The sequence below is a fragment of the Plantactinospora sp. CNZ321 genome (assembly GCF_004217235.1).
In genome coordinates this window covers 6,690,856-6,706,354 of sequence record NZ_SHKQ01000001.1, presented here as the reverse complement: position 1 = coordinate 6,706,354, position 15,499 = coordinate 6,690,856, and the positions used below count along the sequence as shown (strand labels likewise).

The following is a 15,499-nucleotide window of genomic DNA, read 5'->3' as shown; positions in this document are numbered from 1 at the left end:
TGACCCCGGCCGGGGCGTCCGGACGGGACCCCTCCGCCGCCGGGAAACGGCGGACGGGGTCCTTATCCGGCGGCTCACCTGGTCAGCGCGGCGTTCGCCTGGTTGATGAAGGAGGCTGCGGCCGTACGCGGGGAAGCCCTGTCGAACTGGACGCTCTCCGCCGCCTGGATCAGCAGTTGCTTGACCGTGGCGTGTCCCTTCGGCGGCGGCACCGGGGCCGGTCCGAACTTCTCCGTCATGGTGGTCTCGAAGGCGACCGACTGCTTCATGCTCTCGTCGGTCAGCGACGCCTCCACGGCCCGCCGTACGTCCAGGTTGGCGCTGAGCCCTCGCTCGGTGCCGAGGATCTCGCCGGCCACGGTGTCGTTGACCAGGAAGTCGATGACGTGCACCACGGTGTCCGGATGGCGGGTACCCCGGAAGGCGGCCCAGTAGAGCGAGGCCCGGGCCCAGTGCGCCGCCGGGTCGCCCGGGTAGCTGACCACCCTGAGCTTGTCCTTGGTGAGCTTCTGCAACTCGGGTAGCTGGTTGGACCAGACGAACGAGGTCGCCGCCTGGCCGCTGCCCACCAGTTGCTTGGTCACGTCACCGCTGTTCGCCGGCTTGATCACCGGTGCCGGCGGGGCCGCACGGCGCTGCCGGGCCCTTGCCCACAGCTCGAACCAGCGGGTCAGGTCGCTCTCGGTGAAGCCCACCTGCCGGCCCCGGTAGAGCTCCTTGTCCTGCGAGCGCAGCCAGAGCCAGAGCGCCTTGTAGTCGGCGGACGGGTCCATGGTGCCGAAGACCTCGCCGTCGCTGCGCTCGGTGATCCGCTCGGCCCAGTCCAGGTAGTCCTGGTAGGACATCCCGATCTTCGGCTCCGGCAGGCCGAGCCGGTCGAGCAGGCTCTTGTTGTAGATCAGGCCGGGGGTGTTCTCCGCTGCCGCCGCGGCGACCGTACGGCCGGTCACCTGGCTGGACTGGGCGAGACCGGCGGGCAGCTTCCGCAGGTCCAGTACGTCGGTCCGGACATAGTCGGTCAGGTCCAGCAGGATGTCCCGCTGCGCGTACTCGGTGAGGTAGTTGTCGTCGATCTGGAAGATGTCCGGGGCGTTGCCGGCGGCGGCCTCGGTGGAGAGCCGGTCGAAGTAGCCGGCATTGCCCTGGTGGGTGAACTTGAAGGTGACGTCCGGATAGCGCTTGGTGTAGATCGCCAGCGCCTGTTTGGTCAACTCGGCCCGCCGGTCGCCGCCCCACCAGAAGACGGAGAGTTCGACCTTTTCGTTCTTTGGCGCGGCGTCCTCGGCGGTGCAACCGGAGAGCGCGGTGACGACGACGAGCAGTGCGGCACCCAGACGCCGGCCGAGTCGGCCGGCCGGAGGTCTTGGCGTCACGGGGGAGGGGAGGGGAAGAGGCACGACAACTCCTGACGACACCGGGTCAGCTGTGACGGCAACCGGATCATTTACACAGCCGACCTCGGCGGGTGTCAACGCCCGTACGGGCATGATCGTCCCAACCACTGCCCGGAACAGCCCGGGTGACGGGTCCGGCCGGCGGCGGCCCGGCCGGCGCGGGCCGCACCGGGCCCGGATTGGCGACCGTGATGTACTTGGGCGCGTGGAACTGCTGCATTCGGGCAAGGTCCGGGACGTCTACGCCGACGGCGACGACCTGGTGCTGGTCGCCTCCGACCGGGTGTCGGTCTACGACGTGGCGCTGCCGACCCCGATCCCGGACAAGGGCAAACTGCTCACCGCGCTGTCACTCTGGTGGTTCGAGCAGCTCGCCGACCTGGTGCCGAACCACGTCATCTCGGCCACCGCCGTACCGGCGGAGTGGGCCGGGCGGGCGATCCGGGTCCGCCGGCTGGAGATGATCCCGGTCGAGTGTGTCGCCCGGGGCTACCTGACCGGTTCCGGTATCGAGGAGTACGAGAGGACCGGCGCCGTCTGCGGCGTACCGCTGCCCGCCGGGCTGGTGGAGGCGTCGATCCTGCCCGAGCCGATCTTCACCCCGACCACCAAGGCACCGCAGGGCGAGCACGACGAGGCGATCACCTTCGACGACGTGGTGGCCAAGGTCGGGACCGAGACCGCCGAGCGGCTCCGCGAGATCACCCTCACCGTCTACCGGCGCGGCGCCGAACTCGCCGCCGATCGGGGCATCCTGGTCGCCGACACCAAACTGGAGTTCGGCTGGGCGCCGGACGGCACGATGGTGCTCGCCGACGAGCTGCTCACCTCCGACTCGTCCCGGTTCTGGCCGGCCGACTCCTACCAGCCCGGCCGGGACCAGCTCTCGCTGAGCAAGCAGTTCGTCCGGGACTGGGCGGTCGGCACCGGCTGGGACAAGACCGGACCGGCCCCGGAGATGCCGCCGGAGGTCGTCGAGGCGGCCCGGGCCCGTTACGTCGAGGTGTACGAGCGGCTCACCGGCCGCCGCTGGTAACCGGCACCATGACCGGCGGCCCGGCGACGGGCGACGAACGGCCGGTGTGCGGGACGGTGAGCGGCGCGATCAGCCCGCCGGCGGTCAGGGCCAGCAGGGCCACACCGGGCAGCACCGCGAGGCCGTCCGCCGGATAGCTCGTGCCGGCCAGTGCGAAGAGCGGGGCCGAGAGGAATATCGAGACGAACACGGAGACGAAGACGAACGGCACGCTGGCGGGCAGGCCGGCGAGGGTGAGTCCGGTCCAGAGCACCACCGTGCGGCGGTTCGGCCGATGCCGGCGGAGCAGGGCCACCACGACCACCACCAGGGGTACGGCGAGCAGCACGCCGAAACTGGTCTTCCCGGGCTCGATCCCGGCGCCGGTGGCGGTACCGAACGCGGCGAGCACCATCGCCGGCAACGCGGCACCGGCCAGGAGCACGATCGGAGCCGACGGACGGTGCCGGGCGGTGCCGACGGCGAAGGCGGCCACCACGACGAGTAACACCGGGAGCAGGGCGGTTACCGCCGGCAGCCCGCCCGGCAGGAAGGGATGGTTGACCGCCGGGGTGCCCTGCAGCAGCGGCACCGGTGCGCAGCAGGCGGCGGCGACCGCGACGATCGCGAGCCGTCGCCGTACGACGTGCGGGGGAACTGCGGCGCCCCGCCGCCACGTCAGCCACCCGGCCAGGCCCAGTACGGCTACGCCCAGCCCCAGCGTGACCGCCAGGCCGACACCTTCTCCGGCGTCGGCCCGCTCCACCGCCCCGTCCATACCGAGCAGTACCGCGCCGGTGGCCGCCGCCAGCGGCAGCGCGGCGGAACGGTGCGCGAGCGCGGCGAGCAAACCGAGCGCCGCCAGCAGGATGGCCGCCCAGCGCAGTTCGGCGACCCAGAGGAAAAGTTCACCGTCCCCGCCCGGCATCGGGGCGGTCGCCGCCACCACCGGCATCCGGGGGGTGAGCACCGCCACCGTGTACGCCCAGCAGCCGAGCCCACCCGCCAGCCCGACCAGTCCGGCGACCCGGGCCCCGGCCAGCCAGGTGGGACTCTCTCGGATGGACGGTGTCAGGTCGGCGGCGGCATCGGACTGCGGGGAGATCACGGCGCCAGCCTAGTTGTCGACGCCCGCCGATGGAGCCCACCCGAGCCGCTCGCCGTCCAGGGCGAACGCGAAGCCGAGCGGCCCGGGGCCGAGGGTGCGCAGGATCACCGGTTCGGTCGCACCACCGGCGGCCCAGAGCTGGATCCCAACCAGCTCCTCGCCCACCTCGCCGACCTGGCGCCGAACCACGTCATCTCGGCCACCGCCGTACCGGCGGAGTGGGCCGGGCGGGCGATCCGGGTCCGCCGGCTGGAGATGATCCCGGTCGAGTGCGTCGCCCGGGGCTACCTGCCCCGGGGCAGCACCGTGGCTCGCCCCGGGCGACCCATGCATCCACCGGCCCGGGTACCCCGGCACTGATGGTCGGTGCCGGGGTACCCGTGGTCCGTGCCGGGGTACCCGCCCGGTCCGTCAGCCCAGGCTGTCCTGCCGGCTTTCCCGTACCCGGTAGGTGTACAGGTTCGGGTCGGCCGAGATCTGCGCTTCGGTGTACTTGACGGTGTCCCAGCCCTTCCGCGAGTAGAGCCGGGTCTGGTCGGCGTAGTAGCGCGAGTTCGGGTTGGCCGACTGCGAGTACGTCAGGATCTGTCGTCCCGACGGGCCGTTCCGGCCGAACTCGACGGCCATGACGAACGACGCCCCGTAGGTGACCTTCGGATAGCCGACGCCGGCCACCAACCCGGTGTTGATCGCGTTGAAGATCCCGGAACTACCCGGCCCACCGTGGATCGGAATCCGTTCGGCACCCCGTGGCTCGGTCTGTACCGCACCGAGCGGTGCGTCCAACGGGATGCCGGCCAGCCGCTGCACCGCGTCGGCCAGCGCGGTCAGGACCCTGGGGTCGTCCTTCGCGAGGACCCTTGGGGTGTTGACCGGATCGGTCGCCACGAACGGGTCCTGGAACAGCAGGCCGCGGCTGCGACTGAACTCGTTGAACAGGTGGGCGCCGCGGCTGTCCAGGTCGACTCGGAGGTCCCAGGCCCGCAGCGCGGGGCAGGCCGCGGTCAGGTCCACGGTGGCGCCGTCCGACGCCGTGGCGCTCGGGTTCTCCGTGCAGAGCGCGACCAAGTCGTCGCGGACCAGCTCTCCGCCGTAGACCCGGTTGCCGAATTGGACCTCCCAGAGGTTCCCGGTGGTGAATCTGGTGCCGGACAGGCCGTCGGTGCCGGCGAGCCGCTGCCGCACCTGGAGCACCCCGAGCCGGGTACGCGGGCTACGCGGTGTCTGCTCACTGCCGATGATCCGTGGGTAGCCGGTCAGCGGATGGTCCGGGTTGGCCAGCCAGTGGCTGTCGTTGGAGTTGGTGACGTAGTCGGTGCGGATCAGCACCGGCAGCCGCGCCGGGCCGAGGATTCCGGGTACCGCCGCGTCGGGGTCGGCACCCAGCCCGCAGGCCGCCGTCGCCCCGTCGAGCACCGCCTCGCCGCTGGCCGCGTACCGGGCCTGGAACTGCTCCGGAATGCACCTGGTGGCGAGTTCGTCGGTGACCCGGGGGACGACCGAGTGGTCTCCGTACAGCGCATCCCCGGCCGCGTCGGCCGCGATGATGTTGACCCAGGGCAGGAACTGGTAGCGGTCGAGGACCGCCTTCGCCGCCCGGACCGTGCCGGCCCGCCCGAGCTGTACCCAGCCGTCAAGCGCGCGGGCGTTGCCGGCGTTGACGTCGGTGATCGCGTACGCGGTGCTGGTCGTCCAGGGGAAGGCGTGGGTGGCGACGACCGGGCCGAAGCGGGTGTCGTAGAACGTGTGGGTCACGGGTTTCGTGCCACCGTTCGACGTCGGCACCCGGACCGTCACGGTGCGTCGGGTCATCTTCTCCCGGCGACCGTCGACAAGGTACGACGTCGGGTCGCCGGGCGCCAGCCTCAGCTCGTGCCAGACGTACCGACGGGCGGTCGAGACGGTGTGGCTCCAGCCCATCGTGGCGTTGTGCCCGATTTGGACGATCGGATCGCCGAGCAACGCCGCCCCCTCGACGTCGTACACCCCCGGGACCTTCAGGTGCACCCGGTAGAACCGGTCGGGGCCGTCCCAGGGGAAGTGCGGGTTGGCGAGGAGCATCCCGCCGCCGCTGACCGTCGCCGTGCCGCCCAGCCCGTAGGCGTTGCTGCCCAGCCCACCAGCGTTTCCGGCCGAGTCGCCAGCGTTTCCGGCCGAGCCGTCGGGTGCTTCACCGGAGTTGGGGGCGCTCGCGCCCGGCCCGCCGATGCTGGCGCCGGTGCTGGTGGTGGCGGCACCCGGTGCCGGGGGTTTCGTTTCGACGAGTGGACCGACCCACTCCAGGGTGCCGGACCGGATCATGTTGGCCCAGTTGGTACGCCAGAGGTCGAGCTCGCTGATCTGCCGTACCCAGGGCTTGTCCCGGCACTGCGGATCGGTCAGCCTGGCCACCCCGGTCCTGCGCAGGTAGTTGTTGTAGCCGGCGGCGAAGCCACGGACGAGGCCGCGGACCTGCGGTGACGGCGCGGACACGCCGTTGGGTGAGCCGACGAGCAACCCTTCGGCGACCTTCTCCTCCTTGGCCTTCTGGAAGAACAGGTCGCTGGCCACGTTCGCGTCGGTGCCACCGAAGTACCGTGACCTGGTGGCATTGACGGTGACCACCTTCTCGGCGATCGCACAGATGTTGTCCTCGGCCTGTACGTAGCCAGCCCCGAAGCCCAGGCTGCCGAAGTTGGCGGCGGTGATGTGCGGTACGCCGTACGACGCGCGGCGGATCTCGGCGGAGTACCTGCCGGCGGATTCGGTCGTCCCGGCGTGGGCCGGTGCCGAGCCGGCGACGAGTCCGGCAGTGAGCAGGGCAACGGCGGCGATCGTGGCGGTGCGTGCACGGGGAGGGTGCGTCCTGGGTTCGCCGGGTGGTCGTGCGACATGTGGGCTGTCTTCGCCTGTCATGGCAACAAACTAGGCAGGACGCCACCGGTCGGGCATCAGCCTGGAGAGGTCATTCGGTGGATGTACGGCAGTAGTCCTCCTGGCACCCTCGTTCGTTTCTTCCCAGAAGAAAGTAAGGAGCGCCCAGAGGATTGACTCGCCCCAAGACGATCTTTAGCGTCACCCAGCGAAGGCCTTCCAGCGGGTACGGACGACCCGTCCCGCTGCCCCCGACGCCGATCGTTCACCTACGCAGCCGTCCAGCGCAGCTGGTGTCTGAGCATCCGATGCCGCCACCCGATCCGTGGCGGAGACCCGGTTGACCCACGTGTGAATCTGCGGACCGACGTGCCGAGTCGGGATCGGACCGACGTGCCGCCGTACACCTTCGTCTCCACCTCCTGGAACCACGGCCCGACGGACATCCTGGTCCGGGTCTCGCTGATCGGCGTCAACGGCGTGCGGTTGGGAACCTGGGTCGACGACCTGGGCATCCTCTGCCACACCTGAGTCGCGGACGCGTTCCCACACAGTCGGGTGCCGCCCCTGCCGGGGGCGGCACCCCGCCGTCGGTCGACTGTCGAGCTGCCCCGTCTGTGCGCCCGGTCCATGTCCAAAGGAGTGCAGGAGCGCGTACAGAGGCCGGACGAGTAGGTGTCTCGATGATTCAATGGTCCCCGACGTGATCGCGGGAACACCGTCCGTTGGGGCAGGAATGACCGACCACGAGCAGTTCGCGAGGGTGACCCCGGGCGCCCGCTTCCGTGGCATCGTGCCGGACGGGCCTATCACCGTCCTGGCCTCGCAGCCGGTCGGCGCAACTGCGCTGAAGATCACTTACGAGTTCGGGGATGGGCAGGTCGGGCAACGCCTGCTCTACGCGAGCGAGGTGTCGGCGCTGCGGGCCGACGCGTCCGCTTCGCAGGGCCGCGCGTTCGACGCTGACGCTGCGGCCTTCCGGCTCGCCGCCGAGGCGCTGCGGATCAGGATGGCCGGCCTCTTCGACCCGATGCTCGCGGTGCACACGAGCGAGCTGGAGCCGTTGCCGCACCAGATCCGGGCGGTGTACGGCGAGATGCTGCCGCGTACGCCGCTGCGCTTCCTGCTCGCCGACGATCCCGGCGCGGGTAAGACCATCATGGCCGGGCTCTACGTCAAGGAACTCCTGCTGCGGGGAGACGCACTCCGGTGCCTGATCGTCGCCCCAGGTGGGTTGGTGGAGCAGTGGCAGGACGAGCTGCTGGACAAGTTCGGCCTCCGGTTCGACCTGTTGACCAGGGACCTGGCCGAGGCGAACGTGGCCGGGAGCGTCTTCGACCGGTACCCGATGCTGATTGCCCGGATGGACCAGCTTTCCCGGTCGGACGAGCTGCTGGCGCTGCTGGAGCGCAGCGAGTGGGATCTGGTCGTCGTTGACGAGGCGCACCGGATGTCCGCGCACTATTTCGGGCGGGAGCTGAAGACGACCCGGCGCTACGACCTGGGCCGGCTGCTCGGCCGGCAGACCCGACACCTGCTGTTGATGACGGCCACTCCGCACGCGGGCAAGGAGGAGGACTTCCAGCTCTTCCTGGCGCTATTGGACCAGGACCGGTTCGAGGGGCGCTACCGGGCCGGTGCGCACAGTCTGGACACCGGCGGCGTGATGCGGCGGATGGTCAAGGAGGAGCTGCTGCGTTTCGACGGCACGGCCCTCTTTCCGGAGCGGCGCGCGTCGACGGTGCCGTACCCGTTGTCACCGGGCGAGCAGCGGCTCTACGACGAGGTGACCGCGTATGTGCGTGGCGAGTGGAACCGGGTGGACGCGCTCCGGCAGGCCGGCGAGGGTGGCCGGGGAAACACGGTCGGGTTCGCGCTGACGGTGCTGCAACGCCGGCTCGCGTCCAGCCCGGAGGCGATCTGGCGATCGCTGGAGCGCCGCCGCAGGCGGTTGGAAAGCCGTCGGCAGGAGGTGGTGGACGGGAGGGCGCCGGAGCCGCTCGCCGGGCGGCGGTTCGCGGGGTTGATCGCCGGCAGTGGTCCGGAGCAGCTCGACGCCAACCTGGACGACCTCGACGCCGACGAGCTGGAGACGATCGAGGGTGACGTGGTCGACGCGGCGAGCGCGGCCCGCACGGTGGCCGAGCTGGACCAGGAGATCGCCGCCCTGGAGGAGCTGGCGGCGCTGGCCTGTCGGGTACGCAACTCCGGCGACGACCGCAAGTGGGGTGAACTGCGGGAACTGCTGCTCGATCCGGCGGCGATGCGGGACGCGAGCGGTCGGCTGCGCAAGCTGATCATCTTCACCGAGCATCGGGACACCCTCGGCTATCTCGTCGAGCGGATCGGCGGGCTGATCGGCCCGGACGCGGTGCTCGCGATCCACGGCGGGGTACGCCGGCAGGACCGGCGGCACATCCAGGAGGCGTTCACCCACGACCGGGACCGGGCCGTACTGGTGGCCACCGATGCGGCCGGTGAGGGCCTGAACCTGCAATGTGCCAACCTCATGGTCAACTACGACCTGCCGTGGAACCCGAACCGGATCGAGCAGCGGTTCGGCCGGATCCACCGGATCGGCCAGACCGAGGTCTGTCACCTGTGGAACCTGGTCGCCCGGGACACCCGCGAGGGTGCGGTCTTCCTCCGGCTGCTCGGCAAGCTGGAGGAGCAGCGCCGGGCGCTCGGCACCGACAAGGTCTTCGACGTGCTCGGCGAGGCGTTCGACGGGCAGCCGCTGCGTGAGCTGTTGGTCGAGGCGCTGCGCTACGGCGACCGCCCGGAACGGCGTGAGTGGCTGACGAAGGTGATCGACGCCCGGGTCGGCGACGGCCTGGCCGCGCTGCTGGCGGAGCGGGCACTGCACCGGGACCTCTTCTCGCTCGCCGACCTCGAAGCGGTCCGCCGGCAGATGGAGGAGGCGCGGGCGCGCCGGCTCCAGCCGTACTTCATCGAGGCGTTCTTCCTCCGGGCGTTCGCCGAGGCGGGCGGCCGGATCAACCGGCGGGAGGCCGGCCGGTGGGAGGTGACCCACGTGCCGGCGGCGTTGCGCGACCGGCCCGGGCCGCGTGGCGGCGGTACGACTGGTGTCGCCGGCACGACGGGTCCGACGGGGGTGGCGGTGCCGATGTTGCGCCGCTACGAGCGGGTCTGCTTCGACCGGGAGCAGATCCGGCAGCCGGGGCGGTCCCAGGCCGAGCTGCTAGCGCCGGGGCATCCGTTGCTCGACGTCGTGGTGGCGGTGACCATCGAGCGGTACGGGGCACTGCTGCGGCAGGGTGCGCTCCTGGTCGACGGGCGGGACGGCGACGACCAGCCCCGGCTGCTGGTGGCGCTCACCCAGCGGTTGACCGACGGGCACACTCCCGCGCGTACCGTCTCCGAGCGGTTCGAGTTCGTGGAGTTGAGCGGCAGCGGGGCCGTCCGGTCGGCCGGGGTGGCGCCTTATCTGGACTACCGTCCACTGAGTGGCGACGAGTCGGCGCTGCTGGCACCGGTCGTGGAGGCCGGCTGGTGGGTGGAGGGTGCCGAGGATTTGGCGGTGGCCTGGGCCGTCGAGCACGGCATGGCAGAGCACCTCACCGAGGTGCGGGAGCGGATCGACCTGCTGGTGCGGCGGACCCGGGAGCAGGTCACCCAGCGACTCACCCAGGAGATCAACTATTGGTACGGCGAGGAGGGGCGGCTCGCCGCCGCGATCGGCGCCGGACGGCAGGTGACGATGCGCCCGGAGACGGCCCGGCGGCGGGCGGAGGAGCTGGAGCGGCGGCTGGAACGGCGTACCGCCGAACTGGACCGGGATGGCGCGGTGATGCCGCAGCCGCCGACGCTGGCCGGGGTGGCACTGGTCGTGCCGCAGGGGTTGCTCGACCGGCTGGCCGGTCGGGGCGACCCGGCCGGCCACGCGACGGACCCGGCGGTGGTGGACGAGCGGGCGGTGGCGGCGGTGCTCGCCGTCGAACGGGCGCTGGGCCGCGCGGCGGACCGGATGCCGCACAACAATCCGGGGTACGACGTGCGCAGCCGTGACCCGGGCAGCGGTGAGCGGATCGACATCGAGGTGAAGGGCCGGGTGGCCGGGGCGACCGAGTTCTTCGTCTCCCGGACCCAGGTGTTCCACGCCAAGAACGTCGGGTCGGCGTACCGGCTGGCCCTGGTGTCGGTGGACCCGACGCGCGGCCCGGAGCACGACGAGGTGCGTTACCTGGCGAATCCGTTCCTCGGCGCCGACTTCGGCGACTTCGAGTCGACCGGGATCACCGGCGACTGGGCCGACAACTGGGCCAGGGCCCGCCCGCCCTGGTGAGCCGCCGTTGCTCTACTGCTGTCCCCCCGCTCGTAGTTCGGCCACGCTGACCCCGAGACCGGACCGTTCGAGGCGGTCCAGCACGTCATCGAAGCTGCCCGGAGGGTTGCGCCACGAGTCCGCGATCTGTTGCACGGCTGCGAAGACCATGCTCCGGTCCAGGCTGATTTGGTCACGGACGAACTCGTCGGGTGACTTGGGTTCCACGTCCCAGGCGCGCAGCTCGTCAGCCGGGAAGTGGCGAAGGTTGGCCGTGACGATGAGCTGGGCACGAGCCCGGATGGCGGCGGCGAGTACGTGGCGGTCGTCGGGGTCGGGCAGTTTCAGGGCGTCAACGAGAGGTTCGTAGCCGGTGACCTTCCAGTCCCGGACAGCCTTTCCCATCAGGGTCCGGGTCCTGACCAGTCTGATCTCGTCGAGATCCGGACGGTCCCTGCGGAGAGCGAGGAACATCTCGTCGAGAATCTGCTCGGTCCACTTGGCATCGACGAGACCTGACTGCGCGATCCGGATTAGCAGATCCCGCAGAGTGCTTGGATAGAGCACGCTGGCGTCGTAGACGGCGACGAAGGTCATGGCTCAGGTCAGATCCATCTCTTGCGCCAGCTGGGTCAGCTCGTCGGCGGCCTTCCGGCGCCGCGCATCATCTCGGTGCTTGTACGCCAGGAGGGACCCTGCGAGGACCCGGCGGTGTGTCCCTACCTTGCGGTACTCGATCTCGCCGGCCTCCAGCAGACCGATCAGGTAGGGCCGCGACACGTTGAGGAGCTGGGCCGCCTGCTGGGTCGTCAGCTCCGCATGGGCGGGCACGACCGAGACACTGTGGCCGTTCGCCATGTGTGCGAGAACGCGGGCGAGCAGCTCGATCGCCCCCCGGGGCACGACAAGCTGTTCGGCCTCGTCGTCATCGACCAGTCGAACGGTGGCGGCGTCATCTTGATGCGTACGCAGGTATGCCTGCACTCGGGTAAGCGCTTCGGCAGCCACCTCGACGGACTGGGGATCCGGGGTCACCGGGTTCACGGCCAGGTTCACGATCACCTCCTGAGGGAGTAGCCGCAATATCCGCAATAAGTGTAGCAATCGAAACGCCGGTTGTGGTTGCCTCAGGCGGGCTGGCGGAGCCGGGCGGTCCAGTAGGGGAGGTCGGCGCGGTGCTCGACCAGGGTCACCGGGGCGCCGCAGTCCTCCTCGATCAACTTGGCCGCCTCGTAGAGATTGGCGACGTCGTAGTCGTACTCGCTGTCGAGATAAACCTTGAGTCCGGCGTCCTCGCGGGCGTGCCCGAGCGCCTCGGCCTGCTCCGGTGGCACCAGCAGCACCGTGTAGCGGGCTGCCTCGGCTTCGGCGCCGAGACTCGGTGCCTCGCCGGCAGGTCGTGGCCGGAACCGCGCCACCACCGACGTGATCGGCCCCGGACTGTCCGCCGGGTCGTACGCCTTGACTGTCGTTGACATCGTGGCACCATCTCCTTGGATTCTCTGTGGCTAGGATTGAAGCAACGTTGCCCTCAGAGTTGCACCGTTAACCGATGGCGTCAAGCATGTGCTATGCGAGGAGTTGTGGATGTCCAAGCGGACTCGGCCGACGATCGCCGTACGCGGCCTGGCGGGAGAGCTCAAGGGGTTGCGTCAGGGACAGGGGTTCAGCGTGCGGGGTGTGGCAGAACGGCTCGGCTGGCCGGCTTCGAAGCTGTCCAGGATCGAGACCGGGCGACAGGGTGTTCGGATCGAGGACGTGGCAGCACTGCTGGTGGTCTATGGCGTCGTCGGTGACGAGCGCGACCGGCTGTTGGCGATGTCGGAGCGTGCGGAACCTGGGTGGTGGGAGGTGTTGCCCGGCCTGCCAGTAGAGTCCCGGACTCTGATCCAGTTGGAGGCGGAGGCGACGGCCGTGTTCAACTTCGAACCGCTGCTCGTGCCGGGACTGCTGCAAACGGCTGATTACACCAGGGCGGTGATGCGGGCATGCGGTGTGGCCGAGGAGGACACGCAGCGTCGAGTGACGGCACGTCTCGGACGACAGGCAATCCTCAGCCGTGACAACCCTCCGACCCTGCACACCATCGTGGACGAAGGGGCGCTGCGCAGAGTGCTCGGCAGTCCGTGGGTGATGGCGCGGCAGTTGCGGCACATGCTGGACGCGGCAGATCGGCCCGGCGTTACCGTCCAGGTTGTTCCGCTGGCGGTCGGCGGTTACACGGGATTGGACGGATCCTTCGCCATCCTCGACTTCGCGCGCAACCGGTCCATCGTTCACCTTGAGCACAAGATTTCGGGAGTGTTCCTGGAGGAGCCGGAGCAGGTCGCGTACTTCAGGCAGGAGGTCGATAGGCTCGGGAGTGCAGCGTCGAGCCCGGCCGAGTCGGCCAAGCTCATCGGGGCGATTGCCAAGGAGTACGAGCGAGAGTGAGGTCGCCGTGACTGCGGGTGGCTTGCCGGTCAACCTGGCGTGGCGCAAGTCCAGCCGCAGCGGATCGAACTCCAACTGCGTCGAGGTGGCTGATCTGACGACGGCAATAGCCGTTCGCGACTCGAAGGACCCGGACGGCCCAGCCCTGACCTTCTCCCGGCGCTCATGGGCGGGCTTGGTGGCCTCACTTCAGTCGGCAACCTGACAGTTCGCTGACCCGCCGCTCAGGTGCTGACTCAGATGCTTGAGGGCGGCCAATCCAGTCCCTACGCCTTGACCAGTCCCTACCGCTGCCATCGTTGGTGGTCCTGCTCGGCCGGCCCCTCCGCCCTGGTTCTCGCGCTCGTGCTCAACCACCCGGATTCCCGGTCGGCCGCGACGACCCACCCGGCCCCGGTTGCCGGGCGGACGCCACAACACCCGGCACCGCGGCCAGCGGGGATGACCGGCATGGCGGGAGACGAGCTGTCGTAGCCGTGTGCTTGGCTTCCGGCATGGGACACCCGATCATGTTCGACGAGTCGGACCCGATGCTGCACCGGGTACGGTCGCTCGCGCTGGCTTTCCCGGACGCGGCCGAGAAGATTTCCCACGGCCGTCCGGCCTTCTACACCACCAAGGTCTTCGCCTACTACGGCGGTTCCGTCAAGGTCGACGGCGGGTACCGGCAGCACGATCAGTCGGTGATCGTCCTGGCCGACCCGGACGAGCGCGAGGCGCTGCTGACCGAGGCGCACTGCTACCTGCCGATGTACCTGGGCGCGTACGGCTGGATCGGGGTGGACCTCACCGACGGCACCGACTGGGACGAGATCGGCGAGCTTCTGGACGCCAGCTACCGGCGTACGGCCGGACCACGCCGGGTCGCCGCGCTCGACCGCAGTCCGCCCCGTTAATCCTCGTCCTCGGCCCAGTCGAGGGTGCGGGTTACTGCCTTGCGCCAGTTGCGTAGTTCGCGGTCCCGGTGCGCCGGGTCCATCGCGGGCGTCCAGTCGGCGTCCTGGCGCCACTGCGCGCGCAGCGTCGCCAGGTCCGGCCAGAAGCCGACCGCCAGGCCGGCGGCGTACGCGGCACCGAGGCAGGTGGTCTCGCTGACCTTCGGCCGGACCACCGGTACGTCGAGCACGTCGGCGAGGAACTGCATCAGCAGGTTGTTGGCGGTCATCCCGCCGTCGACCCGGAGCCGGTGCAGCGTCACGTCCGAGTCGGCGTTCATCGCGTCGACCACCTCACGGGTCTGCCAGGCGCTCGCCTCCAGCACGGCCCGGGCCAGGTGTCCCTTGGTGACGTAGCCGGTCAGCCCGGCGATGACGCCCCGGGCGTCGCTGCGCCAGTGCGGAGCGAAGAGCCCGGAGAAGGCAGGTACGACGTAGCAGCCGCCGTTGTCCTCGACGGTCCGGGCCAGTTCCTCGACCTCCGGCGCGCTGGAGATCAGCCCGAGGTTGTCCCGTAGCCACTGCACCAGCGACCCGGTGACCGCGATCGCCCCCTCCAGGGCGTACGTCGCCGGCTGGTCCCCGATCCGGTAGCCGACCGTGCTGAGCAGCCCGTGTCGGGAGGCGACCGGGCTCTCACCGGTGTTGAGCAGCAGAAAGCTGCCGGTGCCGTACGTGCACTTCGCCTCGCCGGGCTGGAAGCAGGTCTGCCCGAACAGTGCCGCCTGCTGGTCGCCGAGCGCGCTGGCCACCGGCACGCCGGCCAACGACCCGACGCTCCCGCTCCTGGCGAGGCCGTCGGCGGTGCCGTAGACCTCCGCCGACGAGCGGATCTCCGGCAGCATCCCGGCCGGGATGCCGAGCACGTCGAGGATCTCCGGATCCCAGTCGAGGGTGCGCAGGTCCATCAGCAGGGTCCGGCTGGCGTTGGTCACGTCGGTGACGTGTCGTCCGGTGAGTTTCCAGATCAGCCAGCTGTCCATGGTGCCGAAGAGCACCTCGCCGCGGGCGGCCCGGTCCCGCAGCCCGTCGACGTTGTCGAGCAGCCAGCGCAGCTTCGGTCCGGAGAAGTAGGTGGCCAGCCGCAGCCCGGTGCGCTCCCGGATGCGCTGCTCGCCATAGTCGGCATCGAGCCGGCGCAGCAGCGGCGCGGTACGGGTGTCCTGCCAGACGATGGCATGGTGCACGGGCCGGCCGGTGGCCCGGTCCCACACCACCGTGGTCTCCCGCTGGTTGGTGATGCCGATCGCGGCGAGTCGGTCGGCGCCGATCCCCGCCGTGGCCAGCGCCTCCGGCACCACCTGGCAGACGGCGGCCCAGATCTCCTCGGCGTCGTGCTCGACCCAGCCCGGTCGGGGAAAGATCTGCCGGTGCTCCCGCTGGGCCATCGACACGATGCCGCCGGAGTCGTCGAAGACGATGCAGCGGGACGAGGTGGTGCCCTGATCGATCGCGGCGACGAACTGACCGGTCATG

14 protein-coding genes and 1 pseudogene are annotated in these 15,499 nt (G+C 70.2%); 7 read left to right on the top strand and 8 right to left on the bottom strand.

Going from position 1 to position 15,499, the window contains the following annotated elements:
* Positions 1-74: 74 nt before the first annotated feature.
* The gene (locus EV371_RS29045) at positions 75-1,397 is read right to left on the bottom strand and encodes an ABC transporter substrate-binding protein (protein WP_349339224.1); all 1,323 of its coding nucleotides are present in this window, start codon (positions 1,395-1,397) and stop codon (positions 75-77) included.
* Positions 1,398-1,599: 202 nt separating this feature from the next.
* Here EV371_RS29045 and EV371_RS29040 point away from each other — a divergent pair, with 202 nt between their 5' ends.
* Positions 1,600-2,430 carry a phosphoribosylaminoimidazolesuccinocarboxamide synthase gene (locus EV371_RS29040; RefSeq protein WP_130464851.1) on the top strand — a complete coding sequence of 277 codons (831 nt, stop codon included), beginning with the start codon at positions 1,600-1,602 and terminating at the stop codon, positions 2,428-2,430.
* Here the strand turns inward: EV371_RS29040 and EV371_RS29035 are convergent.
* Positions 2,411-3,517 (bottom strand): hypothetical protein, encoded by a 1,107-nt coding sequence (locus EV371_RS29035; RefSeq protein WP_165436563.1) that lies wholly within the window; start codon positions 3,515-3,517, stop codon positions 2,411-2,413. The genes EV371_RS29040 and EV371_RS29035 overlap by 20 nt on opposite strands.
* 9 nt (positions 3,518-3,526) lie before the next feature.
* Positions 3,527-3,706: a hypothetical protein gene (locus EV371_RS33595; RefSeq protein WP_165436562.1), complete on the bottom strand. Its 180-nt coding sequence runs from the start codon at positions 3,704-3,706 to the stop codon at positions 3,527-3,529.
* Here EV371_RS33595 and EV371_RS29030 point away from each other — a divergent pair.
* A pseudogene (locus EV371_RS29030) lies at positions 3,683-3,817 on the top strand (phosphoribosylaminoimidazolesuccinocarboxamide synthase); the annotation flags it as partial. The gene EV371_RS33595 and the pseudogene EV371_RS29030 sit on opposite strands and share 24 nt — an antisense overlap.
* A gap of 111 nt (positions 3,818-3,928) precedes the next feature.
* On the opposite strand, the gene EV371_RS29025 reads toward EV371_RS29030, so the two are convergent.
* Positions 3,929-6,412, bottom strand: a complete 2,484-nt coding sequence (locus EV371_RS29025) for a penicillin acylase family protein (RefSeq protein ID WP_130464849.1) — start codon at positions 6,410-6,412, stop codon at positions 3,929-3,931.
* Between the two features lie 309 nt (positions 6,413-6,721).
* On the opposite strand from EV371_RS29025, the gene EV371_RS29020 reads away from it, so the two are divergent.
* Entirely contained in the window at positions 6,722-6,901 is a 180-nt protein-coding gene (locus EV371_RS29020; protein ID WP_130464848.1) for a hypothetical protein, read from the top strand.
* A 205-nt stretch (positions 6,902-7,106) separates the two neighbouring features.
* Positions 7,107-10,676, top strand: a complete 3,570-nt coding sequence (locus EV371_RS29015) for a helicase-related protein (RefSeq protein ID WP_130464847.1) — start codon at positions 7,107-7,109, stop codon at positions 10,674-10,676.
* A 12-nt stretch (positions 10,677-10,688) separates the two neighbouring features.
* On the opposite strand, the gene EV371_RS29010 is transcribed toward EV371_RS29015, so the two are convergent.
* From EV371_RS29010 to EV371_RS29000, 3 genes are all read right to left on the bottom strand, one after another.
* Positions 10,689-11,252: a PIN domain-containing protein gene (locus EV371_RS29010; RefSeq protein ID WP_130464846.1), complete on the bottom strand. Its 564-nt coding sequence runs from the start codon at positions 11,250-11,252 to the stop codon at positions 10,689-10,691.
* A 3-nt stretch (positions 11,253-11,255) separates the two neighbouring features.
* Positions 11,256-11,711 carry a helix-turn-helix domain-containing protein gene (locus EV371_RS29005; protein ID WP_486484833.1) on the bottom strand — a complete coding sequence of 152 codons (456 nt, stop codon included), beginning with the start codon at positions 11,709-11,711 and terminating at the stop codon, positions 11,256-11,258.
* A gap of 71 nt (positions 11,712-11,782) precedes the next feature.
* Positions 11,783-12,133 (bottom strand): hypothetical protein, encoded by a 351-nt coding sequence (locus EV371_RS29000; RefSeq protein ID WP_130464844.1) that lies wholly within the window; start codon positions 12,131-12,133, stop codon positions 11,783-11,785.
* A 109-nt stretch (positions 12,134-12,242) separates the two neighbouring features.
* Here EV371_RS29000 and EV371_RS28995 point away from each other — a divergent pair, with 109 nt between their 5' ends.
* From EV371_RS28995 to EV371_RS28985, 3 genes are all read left to right on the top strand, one after another.
* The gene (locus EV371_RS28995) at positions 12,243-13,088 is read left to right on the top strand and encodes a Scr1 family TA system antitoxin-like transcriptional regulator (protein WP_130464843.1); all 846 of its coding nucleotides are present in this window, start codon (positions 12,243-12,245) and stop codon (positions 13,086-13,088) included.
* Positions 13,018-13,293: a DUF397 domain-containing protein gene (locus tag EV371_RS28990; protein WP_486484832.1), complete on the top strand. Its 276-nt coding sequence runs from the start codon at positions 13,018-13,020 to the stop codon at positions 13,291-13,293. The genes EV371_RS28995 and EV371_RS28990 overlap by 71 nt, the downstream gene beginning before the upstream one ends.
* A 289-nt stretch (positions 13,294-13,582) precedes the next feature.
* Entirely contained in the window at positions 13,583-13,984 is a 402-nt protein-coding gene (locus EV371_RS28985; RefSeq protein WP_130464841.1) for an MmcQ/YjbR family DNA-binding protein, read from the top strand.
* On the opposite strand, the gene glpK is transcribed toward EV371_RS28985, so the two are convergent.
* Positions 13,981-15,498, bottom strand: coding sequence for a glycerol kinase GlpK (gene glpK, locus EV371_RS28980; protein ID WP_130464840.1), 1,518 nt, complete (start codon positions 15,496-15,498; stop codon positions 13,981-13,983). The genes EV371_RS28985 and glpK overlap by 4 nt on opposite strands.
* Between the last annotated feature and the right edge of the window lies 1 nt (position 15,499).